Source organism: Rothia sp. P13129, from assembly GCF_048512865.1.
In the GTDB taxonomy this organism is placed as follows: domain Bacteria; phylum Actinomycetota; class Actinomycetes; order Actinomycetales; family Micrococcaceae; genus Rothia.
The window spans coordinates 144,755-160,751 of record NZ_JBLXYA010000003.1 but is presented as its reverse complement, the minus strand read 5'-3'; the positions used below and the strand labels follow the sequence as shown (position 1 = coordinate 160,751).

16 protein-coding genes are annotated in these 15,997 nt (G+C 50.4%); 1 reads left to right on the top strand and 15 read right to left on the bottom strand.

From position 1 onward, the window contains the following. Window positions 1–3: 3 nt before the first annotated feature. From rnc to ACN081_RS03540, 9 genes are all read right to left on the bottom strand, one after another. A complete protein-coding gene (gene rnc, locus ACN081_RS03580; RefSeq protein WP_419106981.1) occupies window positions 4–690 on the bottom strand; it encodes a ribonuclease III in 687 nt (228 codons plus the stop codon). Window positions 691–697: 7 nt separating this feature from the next. Continuing rightward, complete coding sequence (rpmF, locus tag ACN081_RS03575) at window positions 698–901, bottom strand: 50S ribosomal protein L32 (protein ID WP_419101406.1); 204 nt, start codon at window positions 899–901, stop codon at window positions 698–700. 37 nt (window positions 902–938) lie between these two features. Next, complete coding sequence (locus tag ACN081_RS03570) at window positions 939–1,418, bottom strand: YceD family protein (RefSeq protein ID WP_419103704.1); 480 nt, start codon at window positions 1,416–1,418, stop codon at window positions 939–941. Between the two features lie 183 nt (window positions 1,419–1,601). Beyond that, window positions 1,602–2,087, bottom strand: a complete 486-nt coding sequence (gene coaD, locus ACN081_RS03565; protein ID WP_419103705.1) for a pantetheine-phosphate adenylyltransferase — start codon at window positions 2,085–2,087, stop codon at window positions 1,602–1,604. A gap of 51 nt (window positions 2,088–2,138) precedes the next feature. Continuing rightward, complete coding sequence (gene rsmD, locus ACN081_RS03560; protein WP_419106980.1) at window positions 2,139–2,708, bottom strand: 16S rRNA (guanine(966)-N(2))-methyltransferase RsmD; 570 nt, start codon at window positions 2,706–2,708, stop codon at window positions 2,139–2,141. A 65-nt stretch (window positions 2,709–2,773) separates the two neighbouring features. Continuing rightward, window positions 2,774–5,221 (bottom strand): ATP-dependent DNA helicase RecG, encoded by a 2,448-nt coding sequence (locus tag ACN081_RS03555; RefSeq protein WP_419106979.1) that lies wholly within the window; start codon window positions 5,219–5,221, stop codon window positions 2,774–2,776. Beyond that, complete coding sequence (locus ACN081_RS03550; RefSeq protein WP_419106978.1) at window positions 5,218–6,099, bottom strand: DAK2 domain-containing protein; 882 nt, start codon at window positions 6,097–6,099, stop codon at window positions 5,218–5,220. The genes ACN081_RS03555 and ACN081_RS03550 overlap by 4 nt, the downstream gene beginning before the upstream one ends. A 96-nt stretch (window positions 6,100–6,195) precedes the next feature. Then, entirely contained in the window at window positions 6,196–7,266 is a 1,071-nt protein-coding gene (locus tag ACN081_RS03545) for a thiamine-phosphate kinase (RefSeq protein WP_419106977.1), read from the bottom strand. After that, a complete protein-coding gene (locus ACN081_RS03540) occupies window positions 7,263–8,369 on the bottom strand; it encodes a hypothetical protein (RefSeq protein WP_419106976.1) in 1,107 nt (368 codons plus the stop codon). Before ACN081_RS03540 ends, ACN081_RS03545 begins: the two co-directional genes overlap by 4 nt. A gap of 120 nt (window positions 8,370–8,489) precedes the next feature. Between ACN081_RS03540 and ACN081_RS03535 the strand changes: the two genes are divergently transcribed. Next, window positions 8,490–9,017, top strand: coding sequence for a DUF3515 domain-containing protein (locus ACN081_RS03535; RefSeq protein ID WP_419106975.1), 528 nt, complete (start codon window positions 8,490–8,492; stop codon window positions 9,015–9,017). Window positions 9,018–9,103: 86 nt separating this feature from the next. Here the strand turns inward: ACN081_RS03535 and ACN081_RS03530 are convergent, their stop codons facing one another. The 6 genes from ACN081_RS03530 to leuC all read right to left on the bottom strand — a co-directional run bounded on the left by ACN081_RS03530 (window position 9,104) and on the right by leuC (window position 15,895). Continuing rightward, window positions 9,104–10,255 carry a D-alanine--D-alanine ligase family protein gene (locus ACN081_RS03530; RefSeq protein ID WP_419106974.1) on the bottom strand — a complete coding sequence of 384 codons (1,152 nt, stop codon included), beginning with the start codon at window positions 10,253–10,255 and terminating at the stop codon, window positions 9,104–9,106. Between the two features lie 55 nt (window positions 10,256–10,310). After that, window positions 10,311–11,396: an NAD(P)H-dependent glycerol-3-phosphate dehydrogenase gene (locus ACN081_RS03525; RefSeq protein WP_419106973.1), complete on the bottom strand. Its 1,086-nt coding sequence runs from the start codon at window positions 11,394–11,396 to the stop codon at window positions 10,311–10,313. 7 nt (window positions 11,397–11,403) lie between these two features. Next, window positions 11,404–12,183 carry a lysophospholipid acyltransferase family protein gene (locus ACN081_RS03520; RefSeq protein WP_419106972.1) on the bottom strand — a complete coding sequence of 260 codons (780 nt, stop codon included), beginning with the start codon at window positions 12,181–12,183 and terminating at the stop codon, window positions 11,404–11,406. 1 nt (window position 12,184) lies between these two features. Next, window positions 12,185–13,507, bottom strand: a complete 1,323-nt coding sequence (gene murA / locus ACN081_RS03515) for a UDP-N-acetylglucosamine 1-carboxyvinyltransferase (RefSeq protein WP_419101418.1) — start codon at window positions 13,505–13,507, stop codon at window positions 12,185–12,187. Between the two features lie 316 nt (window positions 13,508–13,823). Next, entirely contained in the window at window positions 13,824–14,411 is a 588-nt protein-coding gene (gene leuD / locus ACN081_RS03510) for a 3-isopropylmalate dehydratase small subunit (protein WP_419103716.1), read from the bottom strand. A gap of 50 nt (window positions 14,412–14,461) precedes the next feature. After that, a complete protein-coding gene (leuC, locus tag ACN081_RS03505; RefSeq protein WP_419106971.1) occupies window positions 14,462–15,895 on the bottom strand; it encodes a 3-isopropylmalate dehydratase large subunit in 1,434 nt (477 codons plus the stop codon). Window positions 15,896–15,997: the final 102 nt, after the last annotated feature.

Here is a 15,997-nt window from a genome sequence, read left to right as displayed (position 1 = left end):
CTGCTAGTTTGGTCGTAGTTCTTTACAGGTTTTTTGTGCAGCTAGACGTTCTGATTCTTTTTTGGAGCTTGCGACACCTTGATCGTAGGTGGTGCCACCAATATGAACGGTAGCAGTATATTCGGGTGCGTGTTCTGGACCAGATACAGACACTTCGTAGCGGATATCCCCGAGTTTTTGGGATTGTACAATTTCTTGAAGTTCGGTTTTCCAGTCTCGTCCGGCGTCAAGAATTTCTTGGTCATCGAGCATGGGTGCGATGAGTTCAAGGACGAGGTCGCGGGCACGGTCACGACCGAGGGTGATATAGCATATTCCAAAGATGGCTTCGAGGGTGTCGGCGAGAATGGAGTCTTTATCTGCTCCGCCAGTTTTTTCTTCGCCTTTTCCTAACCAGAGGTAAGACCCGAGGTTCAGGGTTCGTGCAACTTTTGCTAGTGCCCACGATGAGACAACAACATGGTGTCGGCGTACAAGTTCCCCTTCGGGTTCGTTGGGGAAACGACGATAAACATCTTCGGCAATAGCCAGTGAAAGGACGGAGTCGCCAAGGAACTCTAGTCTTTCGTTGTGGGGTGTTCCAGGGTTCTCAAAAGAGTAGGAACGGTGTACGAGTGCTTGCTGAAACGTCTCGGTATCAATATTGAGACCGAGACGTTTCAACAATTCTGATGAATCAGAGTTATTCATACTAACTTTACGCGTCAGCTACCTTGCGACCCTTGTACTCGTAGAACAAGGCGTTACCTGCAGAGTCAGTAACTAGCTTTGCCTGGTGAGGCAAAGAATAGGTTACGCGACCGTTTTCAACGGTCTTAACCAGCTGAGGTACGGACGCCTTCCACTGGGAACGGCGTGCGCGGGTGTTAGCACGGGACATTTTCCGCTTGGGAACAGCCACAGCTATCTCTCTTCTCTAGAAAATACGGTTATTAAGTTTATTTATCCTCGTTGAACATGCCTGTTAAAGCACTCCAGCGCGGATCAAGCACCTCATGGTGATGCCCCGGCTCTTCTTCCAGGCGGATTCCGCATTCGGAACACAATCCCTGACAAGAGTCCTTACAAAGGGGCTGGAACGGCAGTTGTAAAATGACTGCGTCCCGTAGAGCCGGTTCAAGGTCGATATAATCGCCCTCTACCGTGTACTGCTCATCTTCTTCATCTTCTGGGCCACCAGCGGGTGCCTTCTCAAAGACGAAGAGCTCTTGAATATCTGCTGACACGGTTTCAGAAACCGGATCAAGGCATAAACTGCAGTCACCGCTCATGTCGGCGGTTGCAGTGCCACTAACCAGAATACCATCTACAACGGATTCTAGTCGGAGATTGAGCTCAATGTCCGAACCTTCTTCCGCTCCGATCAGAGCATTGCCAAAATCCTTTGGCGCTGGTATCACTTTATCGAGGGTTTCCATGGTCCCAGGTTGATGACTCAGGTTCCGAACAGAAACCTTCAGGGGCGATGAATCTTTTCGTGAAATGACGAACTCCCTTATGATAAGTTTTGACCAACTACAAACTCTAGTTGCAGTTCGGCTACATAGCAACTATTCCAGCTTCACAGATTCTATTCAAGCACCATTAATGTGCTGTTAAGCTCACTTTTCTTGTGATATTTTCTGTGTTAAAGCACGCTGCACCGGCACAGGCACAAAAGAATCAAGCTGTCCCCCATAACGGGCAACATCACGAACAAGCGTCGACGACAGCTGAGAATACCGCGAATCCGAGACCAAAAAACTTGTCTCCACACCACTTAGATGACGATTCATCACAGCCATCTGAGACTCATACTGCCAATCTAAAGAATTACGGACACCTTTAACGATTAAATGCGCGCCACGAGACTTCGCATAATCAGCAAGGAGCATAGAAGGCATCAACTCCACACTCACGCCGTCCAAAAAACCAAAAGTCTCTTGAACCAGCGCCACACGCTCCTCATCGCTAAAAAGATACGACTTCGCAGAGTTACGGGCAACAGCAACAATCACGTTGCCATAGATTTTAGCGGCACGAGTAATCACATCAACATGCCCGTTATGAATAGGGTCGTAAGAGCCGGGACAAATAACTAGTTGCATACCCTATAGCCTAACAGTGAGAGCACCCATGAACAGTATCGAGAAAACTCTCTACGATACTAATTGCACGTAGTACAGAATAGTCTCACCATATTTTTTCTGGCGGAACTCCTCTAACCCAGCAGGAACCTCTACCGGCTCCATACGTGAAGAACGCTCAACCACAACAACCGCATCATCACTTAGATGCTCTTTGATGAGAGATAAAAGTGTGTGCACCTGCTCATTAGGCATCTCATAAGGCGGATCCACAAAAACAACATCCCACGGCTCCCCCTGATAACGCTCCAAAAAATGTTGGGCATCCGATGTATAAATCATGGTGGACGCAGCAGAACTCAACCCTTGAGAAACGCGCGCCACATTTTCACGAATCGTCGCAAGAGCCGTTGAAGACGAATCTACAAAATCTACATGGCGAGCACCACGACTTAGGGATTCACACCCTAAAGCACCAGAGCCACCAAATAAATCAAGTACACGCCCCTGCGATAAAACTTCGTACCCCTCTAAACGAGAAAATAAAGACTCTTTCACACGGTCTGTTGTCGGACGCGTCTTATTCCCTGGTACGTGTGCCAACGTCAAACTACCGCATTGACCAGCAATAATTCTGCTCATGCTCTTCTGCCCTCCATAACTTAAACCGTAGACGTACATCAACCATCATATAAAACCCTCTTGAGTTATCCTCGTGAGAGGAATTGTTCATGTTCAGCACCCACAAAACGTTCAATCCATCGAGCAACATCAGGATGTTTACCTAGCGTAGGGTCTTCTTCAATGAGTGAACGAGCATCTTCACGAGCTTTTTCAATAATGTCGGCGTCATCAATAGCTCTTAACAATTTGAGGGTACTCTTTTTGCCCGATTGGGCGGCACCAAGAATATCGCCTTCACGACGCTGACGTAAGTCAATCTTTGAAAGCTCAAAACCGTCTGTTGTAGAAGCTACCGCATCTAAACGATCTCGTGACGGGCTCCCCTGCTCTTGCTCCGTGACCAAAAGACACGTTCCCGGAAGCTGTCCACGCCCAATACGTCCACGAAGCTGATGTAAACCGGAAATACCAAAACGATCCGCATCCAAAATAATCATCAGCGTCGCATTCGGGACGTTAACACCAACTTCAACAACAGTAGTACACACTAGAAGCTGAATATCGCCGTCACTAAAGCTCTGCATCACATGAGCTTTTGTCTGAGTATCCAAGCGCCCATGCAGCATATCGATACGCACACCAGAAAGTACCGGCATATGAGAAAGTTTCTCGAGAACCTCTATCGCAGAATGAAGTTTCTTCTGAGAACTACCCTGATCTGTCGAGAAAAGATGTTCAGCACCAGAAGATGCCTCATCATCAGGGGTATCCTCACCAATTTTAGGAACAACAACGTATACCTGATGTCCAGCATCAATTTCTTCGCGAGCGCGCTCCCAGAGGCGTTTTTCCCAGCGTGGATGTTCTGTAAGAGGAACAACAACACTTTTAATTTTTTGGCGTCCTGCTGGTAGTTGGTCGAGTACAGAAATATCGAGGTCGCCAAAAACTGTCATGGCAACGGTTCTCGGAATGGGTGTTGCTGTCATGACTAAACGGTGTGGTAGTTCTCCGTCTGCGTTGCGTAAGCTATCACGTTGTTCGACACCGAAACGGTGTTGTTCGTCAACGACAGCTAAACCTAATCGTGCAAAATGTACGTCAGTGCTCAGCAGGGCGTGCGTTCCAATGACGATGTCCGCTGCACCAGATGCGATGTCAAGAAGAACCTGTTTTTTCTCGGCGGCAGGCATGGACGCTTTGAGCAGACGCACGTGAACAGGTGGTTTATCGTTGTTGTGGCTGGTGAGCGGGCGTAGGATTTCGCACACAGATTGGTAGTGTTGTTCGGCAAGGACTTCTGTGGGGGCAAGCATTGCGGCTTGTCCGCCGGAGTCTATGACTTGGAGCATGGCCCGTAGTGCAACAACGGTTTTTCCGGAGCCGACGTCGCCTTGTAGCAGGCGATTCATGGGGGTGCGTTGGCTGAGGTCTTGACGTATTTCTTCTCCTACTTTTTTTTGCCCGTCTGTTAGTTGGTATGGCAAGAGTTCGAGAAGACGTTGTGCGTACCCGTTTTTGAGGTATGGCCACGAGTCGGTGGTGTGTTCTGCGCGTTGAGCGCGGATACGAGCTAGTGCGCTTTGGAGGATGAAAGCTTCTCGATAGCGTAAGGAATGTTGGGCTTGTTTCCAGGTGTCGTCACTATCGGGGGTATGTAGAGCACGGTATGTCCATGCCAGTGTGGGTATTTTTCGTTTGTGTCGTGTTTCTGGTGGGAGTGGGTCTTCTAGTTCAGATAATGGCGCGTGGTCAAGGAGTTCTGCGATAGCGGCGCTGATTCTATCGGTTGGAAATTTAGCGTTTGCGCGGTAGACGGGAATGGGTGCGTGTGCTTGAGTGTAGGCGTGTGATGAGACGTTGTCTCCGGTAGCACGATGATATTCGCTGATCACAGCATAGTGGGGGTTGGTGAGGGTCAGTTCTCCTTTGTAGGCACCTACTTTTCCAGAGAAGAGGACGTGGTCTCCTGTTTTCATATCGCGTGCTGCAGACCACGCGTTGAAGAAGGTGAGGGTCATACGGTGGGCGTTACTGGGGTGAGCGTATCCGTGTAGTTGGTGTGCTGGTGAGGGTAACGTACCGTAGCTATCAGAGTATCCGCTGGCAGAACCTGTGAGTAGCGGATGGCTGGGTTTTTGGGTTCGGTAACTGTAGACGGTGCCAAGGGGCGCTTCGTCGTTATGGTCTTCTTCGTCAGAGAGTTGGTCACTAATAATAATTTCGGTGATAGAACCTCGGCGAGAGCGCATGGATCGAGTACGGACGTCAACCACTTGTGCCATGAGGGTGACGTCTTGTTCGTATTCTAGTTCTGAGAAGGGCGTGAGTTTGCCTCGTGGGAGGTATTTTTTGGGGTGGTAGTTGAGCAGTTCTTCAACGGTGTGAACGCCGAGGTGTTTTGATAATTGCGCGGCAAGAATTTTTCCGAGGTAGACGCTAAGTTTTGTGTTCTCTAGGCGTGCTTCTTGGTGGTATTTTTGGTGAATTTTTTGGGTGAGTTCTTGCTGTTCGTTGGGTGTTTTAGTCATAGTGCTAGAATTTCGAGGTTCTCAACGGTGCCGTATTGTTCGAGCAGTTCTTTCACCTGTTGTGGGTCTTTCACGTGAATGTGGATACGCCAATGAGGGATGTGCTCTGTTTGATCAATCATAGCGATAGCCAGACTCTGACCAGATACTTCTAATTGTGAACGCAAAAACATCATTTTTTCGAGGGGTAACACTATTTCGCAAAGGAGTTCGCGCAGTTCATCAGACGGTGTATCCGGCTCACCGAGTAGTTCGGCAGGTATTTGGAACAGTTCGTTCGTCGTTGTCTCGTCGATGCTTTTTCCGTTTAACACGCTACTGAGCGCGTTGATAACCAAGAACAGTCCGACTGCCCCAGCATCTGCACTACCGTGCACGTGGCGGGTTGAGGCGGCGCTCTGATAGGCGCATTCGGCGAGGAAGAACACGTGTTCTTCAATATGCGAGGTTGCAATAGGTGCCCGCGCAATATCCGACATGACCGTGAGCATAGTTGCTTCGGCAGGTTCTATCATGGTGGCGTGGGCGTGTTCTTGAGCGATAAATAATCCAAGATGCAACGCTTCGGGTGTGAGTTCTCCGTCGTTTCCTAGTGAGCGGGTTAGAGCGTTGAACCATGCTGAGAGTAATGTTCCGGAGTTGCCACGGCTTGTCCGTAAGGTTTCTTGTGTGGCGTGCGTGGGGTCGCATCCGTTGTGTAGATGTTCGCAAAGAGTACGGCAGGTAGCTAGTAGGTTAGAACCAGTATCGCTATCAGGAACGGGGAAGAAATTAATGTCGTTGAGTTGTTGGCAGTATCTGCTCAATATTTGCGTAGATTCTTGACACCATTGAGGCCACACAGACATGACGTTGAGAGTGTTCTTCATCGCGCTCATTGACTCTTCCTCAAGTGTGGATGGTGCGTTATCTAAGAGACATTATAGAAACGTATCAGGCAGAACCATAATCTTTATTTTCCATAAGGTGCAAGGTTATGAGAAGTGATCCCACCCGTATTCTGTTGCAGGTTCGTGATTAATAAAAATTTGTGGCGTGGAGGTGGCAATAGTGCATGTGCCAACGGCTCTAAAACCTTGAGGGAGCTTTTCTAACGATGAAAAAGTTGCCAGCATAGAGTGATTTTCTCCCCCGTATAGAACCCATTGCTTCGCCAGATGCTCGGGGGTGTACGTTGCGTATTTTTGAGTATGTTGGCAGAGCCACTGGGCGGCAGGGAGAAGCTTCTTCAGGTCTTTTTCTAGAAGGTCAAGAGAGAAATCCATCGAGACTTTTGACGCTTTGGCGATACGTTGCCCGTCACGGATAAGCCCATCTGAAATGTCCATCATGGAATGAGCAGTTTCTGCAGATAACCCAAGTGTTAGAGGCGTGCTGGGACGTTTTTGGGTATATACAAGGTCTAATAATGCAGGGTTATTAACCCCTAAAAATTCGGGACTATCAAGGAGAGCAAGCCCCGCAGTGGCAGTGCCAAGTTCACCAGCAACGGCGATAATGTCGGCAGGACGTGCGTTATTGCGTCGTACCGGTTCGCCTAGGCACCGTCCTACCGCGGTGACGGTAATAGATATTTCTGTTGATGCGCCAAGGTCTCCCCCAGAGATTGTGCATTCTTCAGCTTCGTGATGAGATAAAGCATCGACAATTCCATGTGCGCAGTCTTGTAACCATTGGCAAGGCGTCTGTGGTGGAAGGCTAAGACTTATCAATAGCGTTTGAGGTACTGCACGCATGGCCACAATATCTGCAATGTTTTGGGTGGCGAGTTTCCAGCCGACATCGTATCCGCTACTTTGGTGGCCACTCACCCATTGGGTGCGAAAGTCTTGATTCTCTGTTTGAGTATCAACACTCATCACGGTTAGCCCCTGGTTAAAAGAGAAGATGGCGCTGTCATCTCCTGCACCAAGAATACAGGGGTTCGGTTTGTGAACCTTTTCGAGTCTTTGTGCAACACGTTGGTTGTGTTCTTCAAAGATGGGTAAGAACATGTCTAAGAGTTGTTCTTCGTTAAAGTCTTTGACGTGCGAGGTAAGGTTCATAAGTCTTTAGATGTTGATTCACGCATAAATTGACGGATGACGTAGAAGATTCCGCCAAGCCCAAAAAGAGAGAATAGGACGGTGGGTGTGTACCCTTCGATGATGGCTTTACCGCGGGTGCGTGCACTTGAAGCAGTCACCGTATTTGAGCTATGTTCTGCAGATTCAGTGCCGAATACGCCTAAACGTTGAGCGTTCTTTTCGGTATAAGCAGTTTTATGGTTGTTATTGAGGTAGTCTTTCACCCATTCTGCGGTGCTAGGTTGAGCGTTTTTTCGGTCATTAGGGGAAGAATTCGGCACGTTTTTTCCGGTGGAGTTTGTTTCTGCCGAAAACGACGGTTCTAGTGGTGTTCCTAAGCTATTGAGCTGTTCTTGCATAGAGAAGGTTCTGCCTTGAGTAGCTTCTTCAAGTAGCTCGTTGTGAGGTGTGTTGTTAGGAAGTTCGGGTGTAATAGTCTCGTATTGGTGAAGCTGTTGGGTGGCTTCCTCGGTATGAGGTATGACCTGTTCTTGTGAGGGGTCTGGGGTGGTGTTCTCTTCTTGTCCACGAGTTGGCAGATCGTTGTGCTCGGGTGTTGTTGTTTCAGCTGGTGAGGGTGTGGCTGTTGGTTCTGAGGTTTGGGGCGGTGCAGGGGTAATGTTTGCGCCTGAGCCGATTCCATCATCAGGATTTTGTGGTGTTGGTGGTTCTTGAGGCTGGCTGGGTTCTGTTGGTTCACTCGGTTGAGTGGTTTCAGGTGTTGGTGGTTCTTGAGGCTGGTTAGGTTCTGTTGGTTCACTCGGTTGAGTGGTTTCAGGTGCTGGTGATGAAGTTTCGGGGAAAGGAAAGTCGTCGCCATCAGAAGGTGCAGATGGTGTTGTTGTCGGTTCGGTGATTACCGGTGGTGCAGGTTGTTCGCTGACAGGTGTGGTGGGTTCTTCGGTGGGATTATGTATTATAGGCGGGTTGAGTGGAATCAGTGGTAGCTCTGTGGGGGATGCAGAGGGTTCAACAGTAGGAGGTAAAGCGTCTTGGGCGTCTGCTGGGAACGTCATAAAAGACATAGCTAATGCGCATAAAGTACCGACGCTGATCATCACAATATTGTGTTGTTTAGACATGTGAACCTCCTTCACTCTCTTGATAAGTTCTCAAGCTTTTACCCACACTATCAGGTGTCGGGGAGGGTACGCGAGTAGTGTGAAGAGGTATTTTCTTGAGCACAACGATAGAATGAGAACGTGAGTATCTTGAAGAAAACCTCTGTTCGTATCACCTCTGCACTCTGTTTAGCGACGATGCCGCTCAGTGGGTGCGGTGCTGGTGCGGTGTACCTTACTCCTGCAGAAGATGCAGCCAACCCACGTTGTGCCTATGCGATGGTGGCGATGCCTCAAGAAATTGGTGGTTTTTCTCAACGTGAGACGACTGCTCAAGCAACAACAGCGTGGGGCGATCCCAGTGTTGTTGTCCTCAAATGTGGTGTGAGCGTACAAGAGCCGGTGTCAGATCCTTGTGTATCTGTCAATGGCGTGGATTGGATTCTTAAACCTGCAGAAGAGCAAGAACAGGCTCAGCAGTCGGTTCAGCAGGCAACTGGAACGTGGGATGCTACAACTTTCGGGCGTTCACCTGCTATACGTATCACTTTTGACGCCGACAAAATTTCTTCTTCAACGTTATTAGTTCACCTTAGTTCTGCGGTCAAGCAACTCCCCCAAACTAAGGCGTGTACGAATCTTAGCGATGAGCTTCGTTTAGAATCTTAAACGTTATCAGGAGTTTGGCGAACTTTTTGTGTTCGCCAAACTCCTGATCAGTAGCGTATTAGCTGTTATCGTGGCACGCTTTATTTTTAGCGTAGACCGAGTTCGCGTTCAAGTGCTAATTTGATGAGACGATCTACGAGTTCTGTGTATTTGAGTCCAGTTTTTTCCCACATGATTTTGTACATGCTAATAGGGGTAAAACCGGGCATTGTGTTCACTTCGTTGATGATGAGTTTTCCTTCTTGAGTGTAGAAGAAGTCTGCACGAGCAAGACCTTCGCAATCTAAGGAGAGGAAGGCTTGAACTGCTAGAGCACGAAGACGTGTTTGAGCGTCTTCATCTAGTTCGGCAGGGCACACTGTTTTGGTTTTACTTTTAGGATCGTATTTTTCTGTGCTGTCGTAGAAGGTTTGACCTTCTTTGACGATTTCTCCGACGCATGAGCTGATGGGCTGTTCTGCAGAAGATACTTCAAGTACGGCACATTCGAGTTCTCGACCGTCAATACCTGCTTCAATAATAATTTTGGGGTCGTGTTTTTGTGCTTCGGCAATAGCGGCGTCTAGGTCTGCTTCACGGTCAACTTTACTAATTCCGTAGGAGGAACCAGCACGCGCTGGTTTGACGAACACGGGGTATCCGAGTTTGTTAATCTCTTGTCGAGCCTGTTTGGGGTTCATTGCCCATTGGCGGTGTGTTACTACAACGTAGGGTCCAACATCCAGTCCAGCAGATTCAAACGCAACTTTCATGAAGTGCTTATCCATACCGATAGCAGAAGATGCAACACCACATCCAACGTATTTGAGGCCTGCACTTTCGAGGAGACCTTGCACCGTTCCGTCTTCGCCAAAGGGTCCGTGCAGGACGGGGAATACGACGTCGATGCTAGGGCCTAGACGAAATTCTGTGGCGCCTTCTGAGCATAGACGAAGCTTTGAGTCGCCTTCACCGAGGGGTAGGAAGACTTGTTCTTGTGAACCGCGGAAGTACGCTTTGACTTCTTTGCCTGTTCGAGCTGTTTCTTGTGCCGCTTCGTTTACGAGTTTGTTGATTTCTTCAGGGGAGCTTAAATACCAGCGGCCTTCTTCGGTGATGCCGATAACGACAACATCGTAGGTTTGAGTATCGATGGCGTTGAGTACACCCGATGCGCTCACAAGAGACACGGAATGTTCTGAAGATGTTCCACCGGCAAGTACTGCAACGGTGGGTTTGGTGATGGTGCTATTAGACATGTAACTCTCTCAAAGTCTCTTTTAGGTGTGTCGGGGAAAAATAACAACACTTATTCTAGCGTTGTGTATGGTTTTCGTGCTTGAGGGTTCTGCCAAGGAGTCGTGGGGCAAGAGTTTCAACGGTCAGGGTGCCGTTCAATACTGCCACGACAGCTTCACAGATAGGCATTTCAACGTGGTGTTGATGGGCAAGTTCGACGACGGCTGCAGCCGATTTGATGGATTCTGCAGTTTGCGTCATCACTTCATTGAGTTGTTCTGGTCGTACTCCCTCAGCCAGTAGTCGCCCGGCGGTGTGGTTTCGTGAGAGAGAAGAGGAACAGGTTGCGATGAGGTCGCCCATGCCGGCTAGTCCGCTCAAGGTTTGGGGGTCTGCGCCGAGTGCTACTGCTAAGCGGGTAGTCTCAGCAAGGCCACGGGTCATCACTGATGCTTTGGAGTTATCTCCGTAGTCTTTTCCTTCGCAGATTCCCACGCATAAGGCGATAATGTTTTTGACAATTCCGCCTATTTCTACACCAATAATATCGGTTCCTGTGTAGGGGCGAAAATATGAGCAGTTGCATAGTTCAGCCAGTAGCGCCGCGGTAGTTTCGTGGTGTGCGGCGATAACAGAAGCTGTTGGTTGTTCTGCAACAATTTCTCGGGCGAGGTTGGGGCCTGAGAGCACAGCTACGCGTTCGATGGCGTGCGGGTCTCCAGCTTCTTCAAGAACTTGAACAATCACTTCGGACATTCTTAGCCCAGTGTTTTGTTCTAACCCTTTAGCAAGTGATATCAGAATCGCATGTGGAGGGATGTGTGTGATGAAGTTTTTGAGCTGTTCACGCAATGATTGTGCTGGTATTGCTAGCACAATGATGTCGGCGCCGGCTAAGGCTTCCAAGATGTTGGAGGTGTACTCTAGGTTCTCCGGCAATACGAGTTGTGGGAAGTATGCGGTGTTCATCCGTGTAGTACGGCATTGTTCCATACGTTCGGGGTTTCGGCCCCAGAGGATGGTTCGTATTCCGTTGTTCTTTTCACGTGCGGTGTCTGCGGTGATTTTAGCAAAAGCGGTGCCCCAGCTACCGGCACCAAGAACAGCAATTTTGTGGATGCTATTGGTGTTTTGGGCTGTGGTAGCTGGGGCAACACTCATGGTTCTCCTAATGTTTTTCTCCGGGTAGTTCGCGCCGTCTGGTGATGGGGTTCCATCGCCCTTCAGGCTCTTTTTCGCCTCGTATGTCTTCTAGCAGTGCGGTAATGGCTGAGACCATACGGTCTGTAGCGATAGTGAGGTCTTCCCTAGTGGGTGCCGCTGCAGGGCTGCTTCCTTGAAGGTCAGAGAAGTCGATAGGGTCACCAATTTTGACCTGCACTTTTTTACGAGGGAAAGGGCGGAACTTACCTGTTGGGGATAGAAATTCTTGGTCTCCCCAATGGGCAATGGGGTAAACCGGAACTCCTGTTGCGAAGGCGAGTCGTGCGGCGCCGGTTCGTGCTGCAATCATCCACCCTTGGGGGTCTTCGGAGAGAGTTCCTTCAGGGTAGATGACCACCGCTCCCCCAGATTCGAGCACGTTTTGCGCGGTCTCTAATGATTTACGCGCGTCGATGGATCCTCGTGCCACGGGGATGTGAGCAAGTTTGCGAAGAATCCAGCCGATGACGGGTGCTCTAAAGAGTGATTCTTTTGCGAGGAATCTGGGTAAAGTTCCGGTGAGGAACACAGGGTAGGCAATCGTAATGGGGTCTACTTCTGAAAGGTGGTTAGAGACGACGAGGTATCCGCGGTCTCGTGGGAGTTTTTCAATTCCCTCAATTTTCAGTCCCATTAAGCAGTGGTAGAGCACTCGTGCACTGTGTCCTAGTACGCGGTATAGTGCGTCACCAGAAGGAGTGGGTTTAAGTCCTGTCAATGCTTGCCGCGGCTGTGAACCTGCCATCTTAGTCGATAACCTCAAATTTTGCGCCAAGGGCGGTGAGCTTGTCACCAAAGTGTTCGTAACCGCGGGAGATAACAGATACTCCGGTGACGTTTGAGGTGCCTTCTGCAGCAAGTGCAGCAATAACGTGAGAGAAGCCACCGCGGAGGTCTGGGACGTTGATGTCTGCACCACGAAGTTTTGATTTTCCGGTGATGATTGCGGAGTGACGGAAGTTCTTATTTCCGAAACGGCATTCGGTAGGTCCAAGGCAGTCGCGGTGAACTTGTACGGTTGCACCCATCTTGATGAGTGCGTCGGTGAAGCCGAAACGGTTTTCGTAGACGGTTTCGTGAAGTACGGAGACGCCTTGTGCTTGGGTCATCGCAACGACGAGAGGCTGTTGCCAGTCTGTCATGAAGCCGGGGTGAACGTTGGTTTCGAGGAAGAGCGGGTTGAGCTCAGTACCGGGGTGGTAGAAGCGGATACCGTCGGTGCGGATGTCGAGGCCACCACCCATTTTGCGGAAGACGTTGAGGTAGGTGCTCATGTCTTTTTGGTGTGCGCCACGGACGAAGATGTCTCCACCGGTTGCAAGAGCGGCGGATGCCCATGATGCTGCTTCGTTGCGGTCTGGTAGTGCGTCGTGCGTGTAGCCTTCGAGACGGTCGGTGCCTTCGATGATGATTTGTCGGTCTGTTTCGACGGTGATGACAGCACCCATTTTTTGTAGGACGGCGATGAGGTCCATGATTTCTGGCTCAACGGCAGCATTTTTAAGCTCGGTTTTACCTTGTGCGAGGACAGCGGTGAGCAGAACTTGCTCGGTGGTGCCTACAGAAGGGTAGTCGAGTTTGATGGTGTTACCTTTGAGACCGTCTTTAGGGGCTTTAATCGAAATGCCGTTTTCTTGCTTATCGATTTTTGCGCCGAAGTCTTGAAGTACTTTGAAGTGGAAGTCTACGGGGCGGTCGCCGATACGGCAGCCGCCAAGGTCTGGGATGAAGGCTTCGCCGAGGGTGTGTAGTAGTGGTCCGCAGAGCAGGATGGGGATGCGGGAGTCTCCTGCGTGCGCGTGGATGTCTGCGTTTTCGGCGCGGGAGACGTTGCTTGGGTCGAGTGTTAGTTCACCGGTTTCGCGGTTGTGTTCGACGGTGACGCCGTGTAGTTCTACGAGGTCGGTAACGACCTTGACGTCTTTGATTTCTGGAACATTGCGCAATAGAGAAGGTGAGCTGCCTAAGAGAGCAGCAACCATTGCTTTAGGTACGAGGTTTTTAGCTCCGCGTACTTTCACTTCACCTACTAGTGGGGTTCCACCTTCAATTCGCAGTGCGCTGATCATATGCTTCCAATCGTATAAGTAAGAACCGGATGTTCTTTATGTGCGAGCGATCCGGCATAGCTTGGTGCTGTGCCTATGTTTTTGGACTCTCGTGTGAAGAGTCGTCCACATAAAACTACAGTGAACTTTACTTAACAATAAGTCATGAGAGCCCTGTCTTTGTGTTTAGTTTGAGTGTTCAATATCAAAAAGCGGTTCTCATGACATTTTTTCACGGGTTTTTAGGGGTTTTGGGTGCTATTCGGTACACTGTGAACTTTATTAAGAGGGTAAAGGTTGTCCCCTTTTATGTTGGCACAAAATGGTGTTACCCATTTTATTGGGTTTTAGGTAGCCATGCTGGACGGTTTTTTTCGTATTCGGTGATGGCGTCCTCGTGTTGGAGTGTGAGCCCGATATCGTCGAGCCCTTCCATGAGACGCCAACGGACGTAGTCGTCGATGTGGAAGGGTACGGTCAGTGCCCCGCAAGTAATGGTTTTGGTTTCAAGGTCTACGGTAATTTCTGCACCGGGTTCGTTATCGAGGGTTTTCCAGATAAGTTCAACGTCGTCTTGACGTACTTGGGCGGCGACCAGTCCTTGTTTTCCGGAGTTTCCGCGGAAGATGTCGGCAAAGCGTGCGGAGATGACGACTTTGAACCCATAGTCTTTGAGTGCCCATACGGCGTGTTCGCGGGAGGATCCGGTGCCGAAGTCGGGGCCTGCAACTAGTACGCTGCCGTTCTTGTAGGGTTCTTGGTTGAGGATGAAGTTTTCGTCTTTGCGCCAGTTGGCAAAGAGTGCGTCGTCGAATCCTGTTTTGGTGACGCGTTTGAGGTAGACGGCGGGGATGATTTGGTCGGTGTCTACGTTGGAGGCGTGTAGTGGTACTCCGATTCCGGTGTGTTTGATGATGGGTTCCATCGGTGTTGTGTTCCTTGTGTGTTGGGCGGCTTTGTTGTGTGGTGTTGGGGTTAGAGGTCGCTGGGGCAGCTGAGTGTGCCGCGGATGGCGGTGGCTGCTGCGACTAGTGGTGAGACGAGGTGGGTGCGCCCACCTTTGCCTTGGCGTCCTTCAAAGTTTCGGTTGGAAGTGGAGGCGCAGCGCTCCCCTGGTGCGAGTTGGTCGGGGTTCATGCCGAGGCACATGGAGCATCCGGCAAAACGCCAGTCTGCACCGAAGTTTTGGAAGATTTTGTCGAGGCCTTCGGCTTCTGCTTGTGCACGTACTTTTTGGGAGCCGGGGACGACCATCATGCGTACACCGGGGGCAATTTTTTGTCCGTTGATAATGTCTGCTGCGGCGCGTAGGTCTTCGATGCGGGAGTTGGTGCAGGAGCCGAGGAAGACGACGTCTACGAGGATGTCTTTCATGGGGGTGCCTGCGGTGAGTCCCATATATTCGAGGGCTTTCGCTGCGGCCACTTTGTCGTTTTCTTCTGCGAAGTCTTCGGGGTGTGGCACGTTGTGTGATAGTGGTACACCTTGCCCAGGGTTGGTTCCCCAGGTGACGAAGGGTTCTAGTTCGTCTGCGTTGATGAAGATTTCCCGGTCAAAAACGGCGCCTTCGTCGGTGGGTAGGGTTTTCCAGTAGGCGAGCGCTTCTTCCCAGTTTTTTCCGGTGGGGGCGTGTTCGCGTCCTTTGACGTATTCGAAGGTGGTTTCGTCGGGGGCGACCATTCCGGCGCGTGCTCCGGCTTCGATGGACATGTTGCACATGGTCATGCGCCCTTCCATCGAGAGTGAGCGGATGGCGGAGCCGCGGTATTCGAGGACGTAGCCTTGTCCTCCGCCGGTGCCGATTTCGGCGATGACGGCGAGGATGATGTCTTTGGCGGTGACTCCTGGTTTGAGGGTGCCTTCGACGTTGATGGCCATGGTTTTGAAGGGTGCTAGTGGCAGTGTTTGTGTTGCCATGACGTGTTCGACTTCTGAGGTGCCGATACCGAAGGCGAGTGCGCCGAATGCTCCGTGGGTGGAGGTGTGGGAGTCACCGCAGACGATGGTCATTCCGGGCATGGTGAGTCCGAGTTGGGGGCCGACGACGTGGACGATGCCTTGTTCGATGTCTCCGAGCGAGTGGATGCGTACGCCGAATTCTTGGGCGTTTTTGCGGAGTGTTTCGATTTGGGTGCGTGAGGTGAGGTCGGCGATGGTGGTGAAGATGTTTTCGGTGGGGGTGTTGTGGTCTTCGGTGGCGATGGTGAGGTCGAGTCTCCGTAGGGGGCGTTGTTCGAGTCGTAGGCCTTCGAATGCTTGGGGTGAGGTGACTTCGTGGACGAGGTGGAGGTCGATGTAGAGTAGGTCTGGTTTTCCGTTGTCTCCGGTGACGACGGTGTGGGCTTGCCATACTTTTTCTGCGAGGGTGCGGGGTGTGTGTATGTGGGCGTCTGGGGTGCTTTCTTTCATGGTTTTTCCTTGTGCTGTGGTGATGTTGTTTATATTTTGTCGAGAAAGAGTGGAACTTTCCATAAAATGAACTTGCATATCACATATTGAGAATGTAATAAT

Coding starts and splice junctions, on each gene's coding strand:
- leuC (WP_419106971.1), bottom strand. CDS start 15,895: ATGAAAGAAAGCACCCCAGACGCCCACATACACACACCCCGCACCCTC.
- ACN081_RS03530 (WP_419106974.1), bottom strand. CDS start 10,255: ATGTCTAATAGCACCATCACCAAACCCACCGTTGCAGTACTTGCCGGT.
- coaD (WP_419103705.1), bottom strand. CDS start 2,087: ATGCAACTAGTTATTTGTCCCGGCTCTTACGACCCTATTCATAACGGG.
- leuD (WP_419103716.1), bottom strand. CDS start 14,411: ATGGAACCCATCATCAAACACACCGGAATCGGAGTACCACTACACGCC.
- ACN081_RS03550 (WP_419106978.1), bottom strand. CDS start 6,099: ATGAGCGCGATGAAGAACACTCTCAACGTCATGTCTGTGTGGCCTCAA.
- murA (WP_419101418.1), bottom strand. CDS start 13,507: ATGATCAGCGCACTGCGAATTGAAGGTGGAACCCCACTAGTAGGTGAA.
- rnc (WP_419106981.1), bottom strand. CDS start 690: ATGAATAACTCTGATTCATCAGAATTGTTGAAACGTCTCGGTCTCAAT.
- ACN081_RS03555 (WP_419106979.1), bottom strand. CDS start 5,221: ATGACTAAAACACCCAACGAACAGCAAGAACTCACCCAAAAAATTCAC.
- ACN081_RS03570 (WP_419103704.1), bottom strand. CDS start 1,418: ATGGAAACCCTCGATAAAGTGATACCAGCGCCAAAGGATTTTGGCAAT.
- rsmD (WP_419106980.1), bottom strand. CDS start 2,708: ATGAGCAGAATTATTGCTGGTCAATGCGGTAGTTTGACGTTGGCACAC.
- ACN081_RS03520 (WP_419106972.1), bottom strand. CDS start 12,183: ATGGCAGGTTCACAGCCGCGGCAAGCATTGACAGGACTTAAACCCACT.
- ACN081_RS03540 (WP_419106976.1), bottom strand. CDS start 8,369: ATGTCTAAACAACACAATATTGTGATGATCAGCGTCGGTACTTTATGC.
- ACN081_RS03545 (WP_419106977.1), bottom strand. CDS start 7,266: ATGAACCTTACCTCGCACGTCAAAGACTTTAACGAAGAACAACTCTTA.
- ACN081_RS03525 (WP_419106973.1), bottom strand. CDS start 11,396: ATGAGTGTTGCCCCAGCTACCACAGCCCAAAACACCAATAGCATCCAC.